This window comes from Priestia koreensis, assembly GCF_001274935.1.
GTDB lineage: Bacteria > Bacillota > Bacilli > Bacillales > Bacillaceae_H > Bacillus_AG > Bacillus_AG koreensis.
In genome coordinates, this window is the sequence record NZ_LILC01000030.1 from 1 (window position 1) to 17,038 (window position 17,038).

The following is a 17,038-nucleotide window of genomic DNA, read 5'->3' on the forward strand; positions in this document are numbered from 1 at the left end:
AGGCACGCCGCCAGCGTTCGTCCTGAGCCAGGATCAAACTCTCCGAAGAAATGTTTGACTTGCTCATTTGTTGTCTTGCTTTTAAAACGTTGACGTTTTTGCTTGTTTTGTTCAGTTTTCAAAGTTCATCTCGCTTGTAAGCGACTTTCTTATTTTACCATCCACTCAATTGTTTGTCAACAACTTTTTTAATTCGTTTTCGGTAAGTATTTTGTTTGTTTCTCGCTGTCTTAGCGACAAGTAATAATTTATCATGATATGTTTTTAAAGTCAACACTATTTGAAAAGTTTTTTAAAAGAAAGTTGTTCTTTTAGAATAGATGCAAAGGAACTCGCTGATAAACAAGGGTTTTGAGCCCCTTTACACTTTTTATTCCTGTCTAGTTTTTTAAAATTCTATAATGACGATGATAAATATTTTTGCCTTTGGTAGGGATTTTTTCAACTCGAACGACGCCTTTTCCTACTAAAAATTCTAATAGCACTCCAACATCGATCACATACGGACGTAGCTTTGGATGATTTAAAATCTCATCAAATGTCCATGCCTCTTCTTTTTCACTTAATACCTCTAAGAAGTGTTTAGAGCCAATCTCAGTTCGTTGATTTACTAAAAATTCGCTTGCTAAAAATAGAAGCTCTAATCTCTTCGGAAGTTCTTCTGTGCTGTACACAAGTTCTTCATACAATTTATAAATTTCAGGTTCTATTTTTCTAACCTGACTCCAGACGGTTACTTCGGGGTGGAAGCCATTTTCAATGACTGACAATCTAGCTAAATGATGTAACGCATGAATAATATGATTGAAGGCGTCTAAGTAATGCTTCGATTCATAGAAGTCTTTTCCTTCTATATAGCGACGAATAAGCTTGGCAAATTCGATCGCAGTTTTTTCAACTCGTTCTTGCTGTGGAAAATCCAATAAGCGCTGACGTAATTGATCGACGTATTCATTACGATCAAAAATAACCTTTCCGTTGAGTACCCAATCCACAATTCTTCTATTTGTACCATACAATAACCACTCGTGTACTTGCTCTGCTGTCGCTACATATAGAGATGCTTTTTGATTGATATACTCGTAGTGTTTAATAAACAGTGGATCATTCGCCTCTCTTACAATGATAAATAATACAGCGTCCAAGTTTTCTGTAATGGGAGATTCTTCTTTTCGTCGTTCAATTAACAAAATACTTAACGTATCCTCGTTGCTAGCACGCTCTTGATAAATAGGTCGCAAAATATCTTCCATAATTGGCTCCTCCAGAAATAATTTGTCTCATCTATTGTAAAAGAAAATTCGACATATGACGAATAAAATCACACTTTATATGTAACATTTTGATAAAAATAGTTGAAATCCTCCTAACATGCGTCAATTCATTTCAAGAAATCTTCTATCACTTTGGTAGTTTGTTTCAAACTCAAAAAGCCCATTAAATTATTACCTAAAATAGACAGAATTTTATGATATGATAAATTTAATAGGAGGGGACTGAATTGGCAGCTAAATATTCAAGCAAGATTAATAAGATTCGCACGTTTGCATTAAGTCTTATTTTTATTGGATTTATTGTCATGTACGGAGGAGTGTTTTTTCGATCAAACGTATGGGCTATGACTATCTTTATGCTTATGGGTCTACTATGCATCATCGCTAGCACCGTTGTTTACTTTTGGATCGGTCTCTTATCGACAAAAGCGGTCCAGGTAGTCTGTCCAAGCTGTAAGAAACCTACAAAAATACTTGGTCGAGTAGATATGTGTATGCATTGCAGAGAACCACTCACCCTAGACCCGGCATTAGAAGGAAAAGAATTTGATGAACGATATAATAAAAAAAGCGCCACTTAAACATGACGCAAAAAAGGCAAAAGAAAAACCTCTATCATGAGGTTATCTTTTGCCTTTTATCAGTGCTCTGTTTTTTCTTTACAATCCGAACAAGTTCCGTAAATCTCCATGCGGTGATTTTTCACATCGAATCCAGTGATATGAGCAGCAAGTGCTTCTACTTCGTCCAAACCTGGATAGTGAAAATCAACAATCCGGCCACAGCGATCGCAAATAACATGATAGTGATGAGTAGTAACGTAATCAAAGCGACTTGAGGCATCTCCAAACGTCAACTCTTTTACAATCCCCACTTCTTTAAACACACGCAAATTATTATATACCGTAGCAACACTCATATTGGGGAATTTACCCTCTAATGATTTATAAATTTCATCTGCAGTTGGATGCGACATTGAACTGATTAGATATTCCAAAATCGCATGACGCTGTGGAGTAATGCGAACACCGGTCCCTTTTAACGATTCAATTACGTCCTTCAATTCATGGGCTGACACGTCATGCACCTCATTTCTATAGATATTATTACTTTATAATTCTTATAATTAGTCTACAAGAAAATGTATGCTTTTGTCAATCTTGCTCTATGTAACATCCTTACACTTTTAACGGTGATTTGACGCACGTCTCTTCTTATAAAAAAAGTGCGAATAATTTCGCACTTTCTACATTTGGTACTATCCTGAGGAGGTATGCCCTACACCATTATTTTATGTAGGTGAAAACAAAATGTCCTGGGCACCTACCCAATTTCCATTAAAGATTTTCCTTGATATAACGAAGGGCATCTTCCACGTGATCTTTTACACGGACTTTTCGCCACTCTTTTACAAGTATTCCCTGTTTATCAATGATGAACGTAGAGCGTTCAATACCCATGTACTCTTTACCAAAGTTTTTCTTTAGTTTCCATACATCATACTGTTCAGCTACTTGGTGATCTTCGTCCGCAAGTAGTTGAAACTGAAGTCCATGTTTTTTTATAAACGTTTCATGTTTTGAAACGGGGTCTGGACTCACACCTAAAATGACGGTGTTTAAATCTTGGAATTGTTCGTGCTGATCACGGAAATCACATGCTTCTGTCGTACACCCTGGTGTCATATCCTTTGGATAAAAATAAAGAACGACATTTTTTCCTGCAAATTGAGACAGTGATACAGTTTGTCCTTCTGTTGAAGGAAGTTCAAAATCTGGCGCCTTCTTTCCAACGTCAAGCGTCATATTAATCCCCTTCTTTCTCCATACTTATTTCTTCTTCATTATACGGAAGTTTGTTTTTAATTACCCGCACCACGATACTTTTTAACCCCTATATTCCATAGAATGAGGGACATTACGAAAAACACAATTCCCATAACAGGAGTTAAAAAGGCATAGCCATACCACTTTGTTTTCCCTAAAAAGTACGCAGCGGGATAAACACCTACAAAGGCAAAGGGTAAAATCCACGTTAAAATATAACGAATGATCTGGTTGTAAATATCTACAGGATATCTTCCGTAGTTCCCGATATTATACATAGTTGGCATGATGGACGTACGTGCATCAGACCAAAAACCAATACTTGCAATGGCAACAAAAATCCCTGCATAAACAAGCGCACCTCCAAATACAAACGCAACAAAAATAATGACGTCATACCAATGGAAATCAAGTGCTAACCTTGAACCTGCGTACAGCATAACAGCTAACCCTGTAAAAGCTCCGAATAAAGACTCTAGTTCCATTCGTTCTAAAATCACTTGAAAAAGACTGTGAATTGGCCGTGTTAATATGCGATCCATCTCACCTTTCACGATGTACCTTTCATTAAAATCCCAAATGTTAAAGAAAGCAGAGAAAAGCGCAAACGGAACAAGAAAAAAGCCATAAATAAAGATAATTTCATCTCGAGACCAACCGTTTAAAAGCTGTGTGTGCCCGAAAACAACCAGTATAAAAATTAAATTCACTGCTTGAAATAACAAATCTGACAATAACTCTACTACTACATCAGTGCGATATTGAAGACGTGTTTTCATATATTGACTGATGTATTGAACGAACATAGATGTGTAAAACACGACTTATCCCCCCTGAATAACCATTCTTTTTCTTGCTATATTCCATAGAAGTGAGATAGGGACAAATAAAATAAGTGCCCATATACATTGAGTTAAAAGCGCCGAGGTAATCTGACTTCCTTTAAAACCTTCTGTAAAAATCATACTTGGGATATAGCTAATCGATTGGAAAGGAAAATAAGCCATAATGTGCTGTGCCCAAATTGGATAAAAAGAAATCGGCAACAGTAGCCCAGAAAACAAATCGATGACTACCCTTTTTGCTCGAATAAGTCCGTCATTATTAAATAAGAAAAAAGTCGTGATTCCCGTTAATAGATTGATTTGGGTGTTTACAATAAAGCTTAAGATTAAGGATAGGAAAAAGAAGCCCCACGTTGGAATATCCGTTGATAATTGAATTGGGAATAACAACCCCACAATAACCATACCCGGAACAGAGAAAAATAGGATACGGAAAATTCCTTCTCCTAGTCCTTGCATCGCTTTCATACCAAGATAACTGTAAGGACGAATTAATTCCACTGCTACTTTTCCTTCTTTAATCTCCATTGCCATTTCCCGATCCAAGTTATTAAAGTAGAAGGCTCTAGCCATCCAGGATACGGCAACGTAAGTAGTCATCTGAACAATGGTCAACCCTTGTATATTCGATTTTCCACTGTAAATGGCACTCCAAAGGAAATAGTACGCTCCGATATTAATGCTATAAATCAGGATACCGCTATAGTAGTTTGTTCGATAGGCAAGCATCATTAAAAAACGTATGCGAATCATTTCAAGATACTTACCCATGCGTCATCCCCTCTTCATAGATGTTTCGGATAATTTCTTCCGTCGATGTCTCGTCGATACTAATATCTTTGATCGCGTACCTTGCTACTACTTTACCGATTACTTGCGAGATCGCATCTTCCTCATTATGAACATGTGCTACTAGCACATTGGCTCTTTCTCCTTCTTTCCAAGAAACAGGAAGTGCAGAGGTAAAGGCAGCAAGTTCTTCCTTATTTGGTTCCTCTTTAAATTCAAAGGAAACTTGCTTCTGACCACCCCAATTGGAGCGAAGCTTTTTCAACGAACCATCATAAATAATGTTTCCTTCGTCTAGCATCACTACTCGTTCACACAGTGCTTCAATATCCGCTAAATCATGTGTCGTTAATAAGATCGTTGTGTTGTATTTTTCGTTAATTTCTTTTAAAAATTGGCGAATCTTTAACTTTACAAGTACATCCAATCCAATTGTAGGTTCATCTAAGAACAGAAGGGGTGGATTATGAATAAGTGCCGCCGCAAGCTCACAACGCATTCGCTGTCCTAGCGATAACTTTCGTACAGGCTTATCTAGTAGTGGACCAATATCCAATGTTCTAATGACATGCTCCATGTGCTCTTCATATTCTTCATCTGATACTTTGTACACTTTTTTAAGCAATCGAAACGACTCTTGAACGGCAATATCCCACCAAAGCTGTGACCGCTGTCCAAATACGACGCCAATCGTATGGGCAAATCGCTCGCGCTCCTTGTGCGGGTTCATACCGTTTACAGTCACATTGCCGTCTGTTGGAGTTAGAATACCTGTGAGCATTTTAATCGTGGTAGATTTCCCCGCTCCGTTCTCCCCTATGTATCCAACCATTTCTCCTTGCTTGACCGTAAAAGAAATATCATTTACCGCTCGGTGAATTTTATAGTTTCGTGTCAAAAGATCTCGAAAAGCGCCTTTTAATCCCGAACGGCTTGAATAGGCCTTAAATTCTTTACGTAACTTTACAACTTCAATTGCATTTCCCATGTTGTAACCTCCATGCTTATTAACCGTACGCCTTAGTCTATACAATTCCCTACCCCTTCACAATTACTAAAATAATTGTTTGTTTTTTCAGCAAAATCTGTTTATTACTCTTTCGCAATGAATCAGCTCGCTTACCTTTTTCCACGTTTCTTATTTTGATAGAATAGGGATGGTAAATACGTTTCTTGAGGAGGAACATGATGCAATTCACAAAATCTGAACAGCTTCAGCAAGAAGCTGTAGAAAATATTCTTGGAGGAGTAAACAGCCCCTCTCGATCTTATAAAGCGGTAGGCGGCGGTGCTCCTGTTGTAATGGAACGCGCAAAAGGCGCATATTTCTGGGATGTAGATGGTAATCAATATATTGATTACTTAGCGGCATATGGCCCGATCATTACTGGACATGCTCACCCACATATTACAAAAGCAATCCAACATGCAGCCGAAACAGGCGTGCTATACGGGACACCAACAAAGCATGAAATTACATTCGCAAAAATGATCCGTGAAGCAATGCCTGCTTTAGATAAAGTACGTTTTGTTAACTCCGGGACTGAGGCGGTTATGACGACAATTCGTGTTGCCCGTGCTTATACTGGTCGTGACAAAATCATCAAATTTGCTGGGTGCTACCATGGTCACTCAGACTTAGTGCTAGTAGCAGCAGGATCTGGACCATCTACATTAGGGACACCTGACTCAGCGGGCGTACCAAAAAGCATTGCACAAGAGGTTATTACGGTTCCATTTAATGAAATTGAACCTTTCAAAGAAGCTCTTGAAAAGTGGGGCGATGAAGTAGCTGGAATCTTAGTAGAACCAATCGTCGGAAACTTTGGTATTGTTGAACCAGAGCCAGGATTCCTTCAACAAGTAAATGATTTGGCGCATGCAGCTGGTGCACTCGTTATTTATGATGAAGTAATTACGGCATTCCGTTTTATGTATGGTGGAGCACAAGATCTATTAGGTGTTAAGCCAGATTTAACGGCTCTAGGTAAAATTATTGGTGGTGGATTACCGATCGGTGCGTACGGTGGCCGCCAAGATATTATGGAACAAGTTGCGCCTCTTGGACCAGCTTATCAAGCAGGAACAATGGCAGGAAATCCCGCCTCTATGCTATCAGGAATCGCATGCCTTGAAGTGTTAAAAGAAGAAGGAGTCTACGAAGAAATGGACCGTCTCGGTGCCATTCTTGAAGCGGGTATCGAAAAACACGCGGCTACATACAACCTTCCGATTACCATTAACCGTTTGAAAGGCGCGTTAACGATTTATTTCACAGATGAAAAAGTGAAAAATTATGTACAAGCTGAAAACACAGACGGCGAGATGTTCGCGAAGTTCTTTAAATTAATGCTTCACCAAGGTATTAACTTAGCTCCTTCTAAATACGAAGCGTGGTTCCTAACGACTGCTCATACAGAAGAAGACATTCAAAAGACGTTAGTTGCAGTTGAAAATGCATTTAAACAATTAACGAACGCATAAATATACAATAATATTAACGGTCATCGGAGAGATATTTCCGATGACCGTTTTTCTTTTTAATTGGAAACGCTTACAAATTAATGTTTGTACGTATTATTGACAGTTTTATTAATTTTGTAGGTTTGAATAATTGATCAGCAAAATGAATAAATAATTGAATTTTTCTGAAATCCATGATAAGATGTTAGTTACAATTCTGAAAATTTAGTTTTTTAGTTTACTTTTAAAAATAGATTATTACTTGGAGGTGAAGGCAGGAAGAGTGTGTGTGATCTTACTACGCACTTGAAGCCAAACGTATGCGTCAATCAACATGGACCCCTAGTTTATTTAAAGACTATCATCTTCACGAACACGATGCGTGTGGTATTGTGTCAGTCATTGAAAAAGAGAGAGAAGCAACAAAGAAAAATATTGAGGACTGCATTAATGCTCTTAACACGATGAATCACCGTGCCGGCTTTGTTAACGGCGAAGGTGATGGAATTGGTGTACACATCGACTTACCAACTATTCTATGGAAAGAAAAACTATCTAAAGCTGGATTAAATGAAAGTTTAGTAGACCAAGATTCTTTTATTGTCGGTCACTTTTTTATTTCCAAGGAAGTTAGCAAGACTTCTGCGAAAAAGCGCATTTTATCAGTATTAGAAGGTCTAAATTTCGAATTAGTGTATGAAGCGGATAATATTACAAACTCAGACGTTCTAGGTCCTCTCGCTAAAAATGAAGAACCTTACTTCTGGCAGGTTGGACTTATTTCTAAAGATACCCATTCTATAAAGAAGAAAACATTTGAAGCAACGCTAGAAATTGAGAAAGATGCTGCTGTTCACGTATCTTCCTTAAGCAACTCTTATGTCGTTTATAAAGTAATGGGCGCTGGCGACACCCTAAAGGCTTACTACGAAGATCTAAAAAGTCCCGTGATTGCCTCAACGATGACGCTTGGTCACAATCGTTATTCAACCAATACACTTACAAATTTTTTCCGTGTACAACCATTCAGCTTGTTAGGCCATAACGGAGAGATTAACACGGTAGCAAAGCTTCGTGACGAAGCGCGTATGATGAATGTTTCACTAACAAATGGAGGTAGTGATTCACAGGATCTTGACCGAATTATTCAATCGCTTATTTCACGCGATGATTATTCTTTATTTGAGGCGGTCGACGTTCTCTTCCCTCCTATCGTAAACGAAATTAAAGCTTACCCACCTCACCTACAAGATTTGTACACGTATGTTCGAGAAGCGTGGGGACACTTTGCCCAAGGTCCTGCTGGAATTATTTCAAGATATGAAGACGAAGCTGTTTTCAGCGTGGATTCTTTAGGGCTTCGTCCATTGTGGAAATTAGAGACTGAGAGCTCTTACCTGTTCTCTTCTGAACCAGGAATTATTCCAAACGGCGAGTACGTTGCTGAACCTAAACCGTTAGGACCTGGAGAAAAAGTAGGCTTAAAATGGAATGCTGATGGAAAGATGGTCGTATTTGATTATCCAGCACTTCAGCAAGAAGTATACGAGCGGTTCTCTAAGCGTATCAAGCTAACTGACGACCGTCTTCGTCTTTCAACGCCCCATTATCCAACCAATGTTTTAATGACGAATTTAGGCAAAGTGTCTAATGGCCATTATGCGGCATTTGGTTGGGATCGTGAACATATACAGCTTATTGAACAAATGGCTGATAACGGCGCCGAACCAATTCGCTCGTTAGGTCATGACGCGCCGCTTGCGGCTTTACATGGCGGTCGTAAAAACATTGCGGACTATATTAAAGAAAGCGTAGCTGTTGTTACGAATCCAGCCATTGACCGTGATCGTGAGACAGAGCACTTTTCTACGCGGGTCATCGTTGGGAAACGTCCATCTCTTTCTAAGAAAGAGGATAACGACTACGTTGTTGAACTACTCTCCCCTATCCTTATTGAAGGAGAGCAAGGAAATCGCTGTGCTGAATCACTTGAACAGCCTTCTTTTGATCAATTAGTAAATGACTATCAGCAAAAGCAGTTATCTTATTATTTGTCTGCTACGTTTAAAAATGGCGAATCAATCCCTGAAGCTTTAAAGCGTCTTGAAGAGGAAGCCACAGAAGCGGTATTAGGTGGGAAAACGCTGCTTATCATTGACGATGCACAGGCTCATCAAAACGGACAGTACTTTTTAGATCCTCACCTTGTGACGGCTGCTTTAGATCAGGCGTTAGTAGAAAAACAGCTTCGCCGCGACTGTACGCTTCTTCTACGTTCAGGGGCCATTCGCTCGTTGCATGACGTAGTAACTGCCTTTGGCTTAGGAGCAAATGTCATTAGTCCATATTTATTGTTTGCGACGGTCTTCGAAGAAACGGATCAGCCGACGTTAAATCTCTATTCCGCATTAATAAAAGGATTAGAAAAGGTCATTTCCACGATTGGAATTCATGAGCTTAGAGGATATGGACGTCTTTTCTCAGCAATTGGTTTACATGACGACATTGCTGGAATTTTAAATGTTGTAAACTTCTTCGGTTCAACAACTCTCGTACACGATTGGGAGCAGATGAAGGAAGATTCAATTGCCAGAGCATCGGAATACGAAGATGAGAAAGCACGTCCCGGGAAAACGTTCCACCTCTTCCCTCGTATCTGGAAAGCGATTGGAGAAGTCGCACAAACTGGATCGTACGATGCTTATCGTGAAAAGTTAACCGAACAAGAGGAAGGAAATCCAACTACTATTCGTCATTTAACGAACATAACTTCATCTCCTAAACGCGTATCGCCTGAGAAGGTGGATGTTGGTGTAGGCGAACACAGCTTGCCATTCGTTATTGCTTCTATGTCATTTGGATCTCAAAATGAAATTGCGTTTAGAGCCTATGCTGAAGCAGCAAACCGCTTGAATATGGTGAGCTTAAATGGTGAAGGTGGCGAAATTAAAGATATGCTTGGCAAATATCCTCGTACACGAGGACAGCAAGTAGCATCTGGACGTTTCGGTGTTAACGCTGAGCTTCTTAACTCTTCTAATCTATTGGAGATTAAGATCGGGCAAGGAGCAAAGCCTGGAGAAGGTGGGCATTTACCCGCATCAAAAGTAACGTTAAAAATTGCTGAAGCGCGTAATGCTACGGTCGGATCAGATTTAATTTCACCATCCAACAACCATGACATTTATTCCATTGAAGACTTAGCTCAAATGATTTCTGAGTTAAAAACAGCCAATGACCAAGCAAAAGTCGCGGTCAAAGTACCGGTTGTGCCAAACATCGGAACGATTGCTGTTGGGATTGCTAAAGCTGGAGCTGACATTATTACCTTAAGTGGTTTTGATGGAGGAACTGGTGCAGCACGTATCCATGCTCTTCAGCACGTAGGGTTACCAGTAGAAATTGGCGTTAAAGCTGCTCATAATGCTCTTTTAGAAGCTGGACTACGTCAGAAGGTGGAAATTTGGGCTGACGGTGGAATTAAAAGTGCTCTTGATGTTGTCAAAATGATGATGCTTGGGGCAAATCGTATTGGATTTGGTACGTTGTCAATGATCGCAATTGGATGTACAACTTGTCGAGGCTGTCACCTTGATACGTGTCATGTAGGAATTGCGACACAAATTGAGTCAGAAGCCCAAGCAAAAGAACATGGACTTCGTCGCTTCGTTCCTCGTCAACTAGATAATGCTGTTCAAGGGTTAACAAACCTCTTTACCGCTTTTGGCAATGAGCTAAAACAATTAGCTGGTGATCTCGGATTTGATCGTCTTCAAGATCTAGTAGGACGCTCTGACCTTTTAACGCAAGCACGAGGAAAAGATCTTCTTGACCTTACCTACCTGCTTAAAACGGTGGATATTCAGCCTTTTGCACAGCCAGAAGTGGCAGCAAGCGTTGAAGAAGAACAATTAAGTGTAGCCGTCGGTAGCGAATATTTGGACTATCACGTTGAAAGTCTAGAAAAGTCGCGTTCGTATGATACAGTTACATCTGAACAGCGTATTCTAGGAAGTCGCGTTTCTTGTCACCGCGTGCGTAACCGTCTTGACGGCTCGTATAAAAAACTTCCTGCGATTAGCCTTCAATACAACAATGGCTCTATTCCAGGAAATGGTTTAGGAGCTTACAATACGAGTGGTATTAACATTCAGGTAAGCGGTGGTGCCCAAGATGGAACTGGAAAAACATCTTTTGGAGGCAGTATTTCAATTCTAAAATCACCGGGTAAAAATGGTGGCTATTATAACGGATCTGTTGGTAAAGGATTTGGATACGGTGCACAAAGCGGCCTTCTTTTAGCACAAGGAAATGCTGATGCACGTGCTGGTATTCGTCTATCAGGGGCCGACATGATTATTGGGGGCAAAGTAGTATCCCCTATTCCTGAGGAAGAGCACGGAAATATTGGCGTGAATGCCAACATTAAAGGGTTTGCCTTTGAGTATATGACGAACGGTCGTGGCCTTGTAATGGGTGATCCTGGTCCTTGGATTTGTGCGGGGATGACAGGTGGAGTTGTATATCTTCGCCATCAGCCTGAAATGGGTCTAACAAAAGAAGCCCTAAAGCGCCGAATTGCAAAGGGAGCGAAAGTTGACCTTTCTCCTTTAAATGCAAAAGGTTTAGCAGATGTGAAAGAGCTGTTAACATTATACTCAAATGAGTTAACAAATCAGGGGCAGCTTGATGAAGCCAAAGAAATCGAAAAATTAGCTTCAAATCCGTCTGCTTATTTTCTACAAGTTATCCCAAGCAAAGAACAGGCAGACCCTTCAGTATCAACCGAATGATGTCCCACACAACAAAATATTGTTAAAAAATCCCGCTTTTTGGCGGGATTTTTATTTTTTTAACTCTTGATATAATTCGCTAAACCTTGTATATTATGTTATTGTTTACTTTAATTTATTAAGGATAATAAATAAGAAAAGAATTATTATCGGAAAGGAATTTAAGAATCAAATGAAACTTGGAGCCCGCATTTTAAAAACGGGGATTGCCATTACGCTTGCTTTAGTTCTAGCTAAGTATCTAGGGAGCCCTTCTCCTATCTTTGCGGGAATTGCTGCGATATTTGCGATTCAACCATCGATTTATCGCTCTTACCTAACCGTGCTTGAACAAGTACAAGGAAACGTAATTGGCGCGTTATTAGCGGTAGTTTTTGTACTGATCTTTGGTAATAATCCTTTCATTATTGGACTAACAGCTGTTATTGTTATTGGTATCAACTTAAAACTTAAAATTAATAATACCATTGGTTTAGCCTTAGTAACGGTCTTGTCCATCATGGAGAGCACTAGCGATCACTTTGTTTTATTTGCACTTATACGTTTTAGTACTATCTTGCTCGGTGTACTTTCAGCCTTTGCGGTAAACTTAATTTTTCTCCCACCTAAGTATGAAACAAAGCTTTACTATAAAATTGTTTATACAACGGAAGAAATCATTAAGTGGATTCGTATTAGCATGCGCCAAGCAACAGAATACACTCTTTTAAAAGCTGATATTAGTAAAATTAAAGATCAAATCAAACGCATGGATCAATTCTTTGATTTTTACAAAGAAGAGCGTACGCATTCGAAGAAAAATAGGTATGTAAAATCAAGAAAGCTAGTTCTCTTTCGCCAAATGATTGTTACAACAAATGCCTCTTATAAAATTTTAAAATTGTTACACCGCTTAGAGAATGATATCTTGCATCTTCCTAAAAATATGCAAGACTTAATTACGAGCGAAATAGAATGCTTACTAGGATATCACGAGCACCTAATGCTCAAATTTATCGGCAAAATTAAAGTCCAGCAAACTGAACCCATTGCAGATGAGGTTTGCACAGGTAGACGCGCTCTTATTCACGCGTTTATGCAACAGCGATTACAAGAAGAGGATAGCGACAATAAAGCAGTTTATCACCTGTTCCCTGTTGTAGCAGCTATTCTAGAATATAGTGACCATTTGGATCATTTAGAGACGTTAATTGATAGCTTTCATAGCTATCATAAAGACATCAACGAATTTCAAATTGAAGATGCACCTGAACTTGAATAGAAAAAATCCTGGAGCGATGCTCCAGGATTTTTTAATTTTTCATTCTTGGGTCTAGCGCATCGCGTAAACCGTCTCCCATTAGGTTAAATCCTAGAACCGTCAGCATAATGGCGATTCCGGGAAAGACCATCGTCCAAGGAGCCTGTACTAAAAACGTTTTAGAATCTGCTAGCATCTTCCCCCACTCAGGTTCTGGGGCTCTCGCACCTAATCCTAAAAACCCAAGAGCAGCTGCTTCAATAATTGCCGTTGCGATAGCAAGCGTACCCTGTACAATAATTGGTGTCATACTATTTGGCAAAATATGATGGAAAAGAATACGGCTGTCCTTCATCCCAATTGCTTTCGCTGACAGAATGTACTCCTCTTGTTTAACGCTCAATACTTTGGATCGTATAAGACGTCCGAAGTTCGGAATATTTATAACTGCAATTGCAATCAAAGCATTTTCCAAGGAAGGTCCTAATACCGCTACGATTCCAATTGCTAATAAAATACTTGGGAAAGCAAGCATAATATCGAAAACTCGTGAAATGACCGTATCAATCCATTTCCCATAGTATCCTGCTAAAATCCCAAGCAAGCTTCCTACTATCACAGATCCTAAAACGGCTACAAAGCCTACCCACAGAGAGATTCTCGCTCCGTATATGACACGTGAAAGGATGTCCCGACCAAAATCATCCGTGCCAAACCAGTGCTCGCTTGAAGGAGGCTGAAGCTTTTTCGAGATCATCTGCTCATTGAATCCCTGCGGTGCAATCCACGGTGCAGCAAGTGCCAATATAATAAAGAAAAGCACGATGCCTGTCCCAATGACCGCTAGTTTATTTTTACGAAATCCCCTCCATGCTTCTTTCCACGGAGAAATGGACTCATCTTGCTGTGGTGCCGAAGGCGGTAGGAAAGCTTCTTTTCTCGCTAGTTCTGCCATAATAACACCTCTCCATTCCTAATTATATTTAATACGTGGATCAACAACTGCGTACAACAGATCGACAATTAAATTGATCAGCACGAACAAAATAGCAATAATTAAAATTCCTGATTGAATAACAGGATAGTCACGATAACCGATCGCTTCGTAAATATAGCGTCCAATTCCAGGCCAGCTGAAGATTGTTTCGGTTAAAATTGCACCACCTAGTAACAAGCCAAACTGTAATCCGATAATCGTAATAATAGGAATGACGGCATTTTTCAAACAGTGTTTATATACGACCCAAAACATTTTCAACCCTTTTGCACGAGCTGTGCGGATGAAGTCTGAACGCATGACCTCAAGCATACTTGAGCGCGTAATGCGAGCGATAATGGCCATTGGAATTGTTGCAAGCGCAAGGCTTGGTAAAATTAAATGTTGAATGACGGTCCAGAATTGATCAAAGCGCCCCTGTATCAACGTATCGATAATATAGAGATGTGTGATGGCCTCTATAGGCGCCCTTACATCCTCCCGGCCCATCGTTGGAAGCCAGTCAAGATTGATCGCAAATGCCCACTGCTCCATCAGCCCAAGCCAGAAAATAGGAATGGACACGCCAATTAAGGCGAGAAGCATTGCGACATAGTCAAACCAGGAATTTTGGAACCATGCACTAATAATGCCGGCATTTACACCAATTACGATGGCAATAATAATCGCCACTAGTGATAACTCAATTGTTGCGGCTAAATACGGCCAAATCTCTTCACTAATCGGTGATTTTGTACGCAGTGAGTCTCCTAAATTCCCTGTGAATAGATCCCCTAGATAGTGAAAATATTGAATATACCAAGGCTGATCTAAGCCAAGCTGTTTCGTTAAGTTCGCGATTGATTCTTTTGTAGCTAACTGACCTAATATCACCTGAGCTGGATCTCCAGGTATGGCACGAATCATAAAAAATACCACTAGAGAAAGGCCCAATAGAACAGGAATTAACATTAATACTCGTCGTGTAATATATGAGAACATTTTCTCACTTCCTTTATGGTGGAATGCTTGTCCAAAATGACTATGTATGAATGTTCAAATGAAATCGCCCTCTTCCTCCTTACCATCACGGAGAGGTGAATTGGGCGATTTTCATTTAACTATTTATGACCAATTATTTAAAATAAACGCCTAAGAACTTATCAGATCCAGTTGGATGTGGATGGAACCCTTCTAAATTCGCTTTTGCAGCAAGAGCTGGGTTTGAGTACACAAGTGGAATCCACGGTGCATCATCTTTAATAATTGCTTGAGCCTGCTTGTAAAGCTCATTACGTTTTGCTTGATCTACCTCTGTTTGTGCTTGAATTAATAAATCGTGCACTTTTGGGTTTTTATAGTACGTATAGTTGTTACTTCCGATTGAATCTTGGTCAAGAAGTACATATAAGAAGTTGTCAGCATCACCGTTATCACCAGTCCATCCTAATAAGAACGTATCTGCTTCCCCTTTACGTGCTTTTTCAAGGTATGTTGCCCACTCATACGTAACGATTTTTGCTTTTACACCAATCTTTTCGAAGTTTGCTTGAAGTGCTTCCGCAATCTTTTGTCCATCTGGCATATATGGTCGCGCTACAGGCATTGCCCAAAGTTCAATGCTAAAACCATCTTTGTAGCCAGCTTCTGCAAGAAGTTTCTTCGCCTTATCTAAGTCAAAATCGTAATCTTTTAATTCATCATTGTAGCCTTCTACTACTGGAGGCATTGGATTTACTGCTGGTTTTGCTTCTCCTGCATAGAAACCTTCAATAAGCTCTTTTTTGTTTACTGCATAGTTCAGTGCTTGACGTACTTTTTTATCTTTTAAAGGCCCTCTTGTGCTTGTTAAACCAAGGTAAGCTACGTTTAATGAAGGACGTGTAATAACTTGAAGGTTAGAATCACTCTTCACAGACGGAACATCACTGTAGTTCACTCCATCAATTAAATCTACTTCTCCTGTTTTTAACGCGTTTAGTCGCGCAGAGTTTTCAGGAATAACGGTAAAAATAACTTTCTCTAATTTTGGCTCATCTTTTACCCAATAGTCTTTGTTCTTTTCAATTGTAATACGATCGTTTTCTTTCCATTCCACAAACTTGTATGGACCTGTACCTACTGGATTTTTCATGTATTTGTCGCCATATTTTTTAATCGCCTCTGGAGAAGAGATGGCGAATGCACCCATTCCAAGGTTTTTAAAGAATGGCGCAAGCGGATGTTTTAGTTTAAATTCAACCGTAGTTGCATCCTTTGCTGTTACACTCTCAATAACATCACCAAACTGTGAGTTATAATAGTAGAATTGCTCTTTGTTTCCTGCTTTCCAGCGATTGAAGTTAAATACAACTGCCTCTGCGTTAAAGTCGCTTCCATCTTGGAATTTGATTCCTTCACGAAGCTTTAGTGTTTGTACTAAACCATCGTCAGAAGTACTCCACTCAGTTGCTAAACCTGGTGTTAAATCCGTGCTACTTTCTTTAAAATCAATCAATGTATCAAAAATATTTTCCGTTACTTTAAATGACTCACCATCTGTTGCTGTAGCTGGGTCAAGGGAAACAGAATCCCCACCGCGCCCGTACACAAGCGTCGTTTGTTTATCACCACTGCTACTGTCGCCGCCACCTTTGCCACTTGTGCTAGACTTTCCGCATCCAGCTAGTACAATTGAGAGCGCTAATACCATTGTTAAAAGCACGGTATACCACTTTTTCACTTAAAATCCCCCTTTGATTTTATCTATTTTTTTAACAGGTGTTTAACCTGAAAAAACCAGTATTAACAGAGTAAAATAGTCCTACCTATAAATATCTATACGTTTCCTAG

At 39.6% G+C, this 17,038-nt stretch carries 13 protein-coding genes; 4 read left to right on the plus strand and 9 right to left on the minus strand.

Going from position 1 to position 17,038, the window contains the following annotated elements:
• Positions 1-380: 380 nt before the first annotated feature.
• Positions 381-1,253 (minus strand): nucleotidyltransferase-like protein, encoded by an 873-nt coding sequence (locus AMD01_RS18940; RefSeq protein ID WP_053403021.1) that lies wholly within the window; start codon positions 1,251-1,253, stop codon positions 381-383.
• 248 nt (positions 1,254-1,501) lie between these two features.
• Between AMD01_RS18940 and AMD01_RS18945 the strand changes: the two genes are divergently transcribed.
• Positions 1,502-1,855, plus strand: coding sequence for a YgzB family protein (locus tag AMD01_RS18945; protein ID WP_053403022.1), 354 nt, complete (start codon positions 1,502-1,504; stop codon positions 1,853-1,855).
• Between the two features lie 59 nt (positions 1,856-1,914).
• On the opposite strand, the gene perR is transcribed toward AMD01_RS18945, so the two are convergent.
• The 5 genes from perR to AMD01_RS18970 form a co-directional block, all read right to left on the minus strand.
• Positions 1,915-2,352 carry a peroxide-responsive transcriptional repressor PerR gene (perR, locus tag AMD01_RS18950; protein WP_053403023.1) on the minus strand — a complete coding sequence of 146 codons (438 nt, stop codon included), beginning with the start codon at positions 2,350-2,352 and terminating at the stop codon, positions 1,915-1,917.
• Between the two features lie 259 nt (positions 2,353-2,611).
• Positions 2,612-3,079 (minus strand): thioredoxin-dependent thiol peroxidase, encoded by a 468-nt coding sequence (gene bcp / locus AMD01_RS18955; protein ID WP_053403024.1) that lies wholly within the window; start codon positions 3,077-3,079, stop codon positions 2,612-2,614.
• A 56-nt stretch (positions 3,080-3,135) separates the two neighbouring features.
• Positions 3,136-3,921, minus strand: a complete 786-nt coding sequence (locus tag AMD01_RS18960; protein ID WP_053403025.1) for an ABC transporter permease — start codon at positions 3,919-3,921, stop codon at positions 3,136-3,138.
• A 3-nt stretch (positions 3,922-3,924) separates the two neighbouring features.
• Positions 3,925-4,716 (minus strand): ABC transporter permease, encoded by a 792-nt coding sequence (locus AMD01_RS18965; RefSeq protein WP_053403026.1) that lies wholly within the window; start codon positions 4,714-4,716, stop codon positions 3,925-3,927.
• Entirely contained in the window at positions 4,709-5,722 is a 1,014-nt protein-coding gene (locus tag AMD01_RS18970) for an ABC transporter ATP-binding protein (RefSeq protein WP_053403027.1), read from the minus strand. Before AMD01_RS18970 ends, AMD01_RS18965 begins: the two co-directional genes overlap by 8 nt.
• A 200-nt stretch (positions 5,723-5,922) precedes the next feature.
• Here AMD01_RS18970 and AMD01_RS18975 point away from each other — a divergent pair, with 200 nt between their 5' ends.
• The 3 genes from AMD01_RS18975 to AMD01_RS18985 all read left to right on the plus strand — a co-directional run bounded on the left by AMD01_RS18975 (position 5,923) and on the right by AMD01_RS18985 (position 13,251).
• Positions 5,923-7,218 carry a glutamate-1-semialdehyde 2,1-aminomutase gene (locus tag AMD01_RS18975; RefSeq protein WP_053403028.1) on the plus strand — a complete coding sequence of 432 codons (1,296 nt, stop codon included), beginning with the start codon at positions 5,923-5,925 and terminating at the stop codon, positions 7,216-7,218.
• Positions 7,219-7,517: 299 nt separating this feature from the next.
• Complete coding sequence (locus tag AMD01_RS18980) at positions 7,518-11,990, plus strand: glutamate synthase-related protein (protein WP_053403029.1); 4,473 nt, start codon at positions 7,518-7,520, stop codon at positions 11,988-11,990.
• A gap of 172 nt (positions 11,991-12,162) precedes the next feature.
• Positions 12,163-13,251 (plus strand): FUSC family protein, encoded by a 1,089-nt coding sequence (locus AMD01_RS18985; protein ID WP_053403030.1) that lies wholly within the window; start codon positions 12,163-12,165, stop codon positions 13,249-13,251.
• A 31-nt stretch (positions 13,252-13,282) separates the two neighbouring features.
• Here AMD01_RS18985 and AMD01_RS18990 read toward each other — a convergent pair whose 3' ends face one another.
• The 3 genes from AMD01_RS18990 to AMD01_RS19000 all read right to left on the minus strand — a co-directional run bounded on the left by AMD01_RS18990 (position 13,283) and on the right by AMD01_RS19000 (position 16,898).
• The gene (locus tag AMD01_RS18990) at positions 13,283-14,185 is read right to left on the minus strand and encodes an ABC transporter permease (RefSeq protein ID WP_053403031.1); all 903 of its coding nucleotides are present in this window, start codon (positions 14,183-14,185) and stop codon (positions 13,283-13,285) included.
• Positions 14,186-14,203: 18 nt separating this feature from the next.
• Positions 14,204-15,208 (minus strand): ABC transporter permease, encoded by a 1,005-nt coding sequence (locus AMD01_RS18995; protein ID WP_053403032.1) that lies wholly within the window; start codon positions 15,206-15,208, stop codon positions 14,204-14,206.
• Between the two features lie 133 nt (positions 15,209-15,341).
• Positions 15,342-16,898: an ABC transporter substrate-binding protein gene (locus tag AMD01_RS19000; RefSeq protein ID WP_053403230.1), complete on the minus strand. Its 1,557-nt coding sequence runs from the start codon at positions 16,896-16,898 to the stop codon at positions 15,342-15,344.
• Between the last annotated feature and the right edge of the window lie 140 nt (positions 16,899-17,038).

Coding starts and splice junctions, on each gene's coding strand:
- AMD01_RS18975 (WP_053403028.1), top strand. CDS start 5,923: ATGCAATTCACAAAATCTGAACAGCTTCAGCAAGAAGCTGTAGAAAAT.
- bcp (WP_053403024.1), bottom strand. CDS start 3,079: ATGACGCTTGACGTTGGAAAGAAGGCGCCAGATTTTGAACTTCCTTCA.
- AMD01_RS18970 (WP_053403027.1), bottom strand. CDS start 5,722: ATGGGAAATGCAATTGAAGTTGTAAAGTTACGTAAAGAATTTAAGGCC.
- AMD01_RS18965 (WP_053403026.1), bottom strand. CDS start 4,716: ATGGGTAAGTATCTTGAAATGATTCGCATACGTTTTTTAATGATGCTT.
- AMD01_RS18985 (WP_053403030.1), top strand. CDS start 12,163: ATGAAACTTGGAGCCCGCATTTTAAAAACGGGGATTGCCATTACGCTT.
- AMD01_RS18990 (WP_053403031.1), bottom strand. CDS start 14,185: ATGGCAGAACTAGCGAGAAAAGAAGCTTTCCTACCGCCTTCGGCACCA.
- AMD01_RS19000 (WP_053403230.1), bottom strand. CDS start 16,898: ATGGTATTAGCGCTCTCAATTGTACTAGCTGGATGCGGAAAGTCTAGC.
- AMD01_RS18940 (WP_053403021.1), bottom strand. CDS start 1,253: ATGGAAGATATTTTGCGACCTATTTATCAAGAGCGTGCTAGCAACGAG.
- AMD01_RS18980 (WP_053403029.1), top strand. CDS start 7,518: ATGCGTCAATCAACATGGACCCCTAGTTTATTTAAAGACTATCATCTT.
- AMD01_RS18995 (WP_053403032.1), bottom strand. CDS start 15,208: ATGTTCTCATATATTACACGACGAGTATTAATGTTAATTCCTGTTCTA.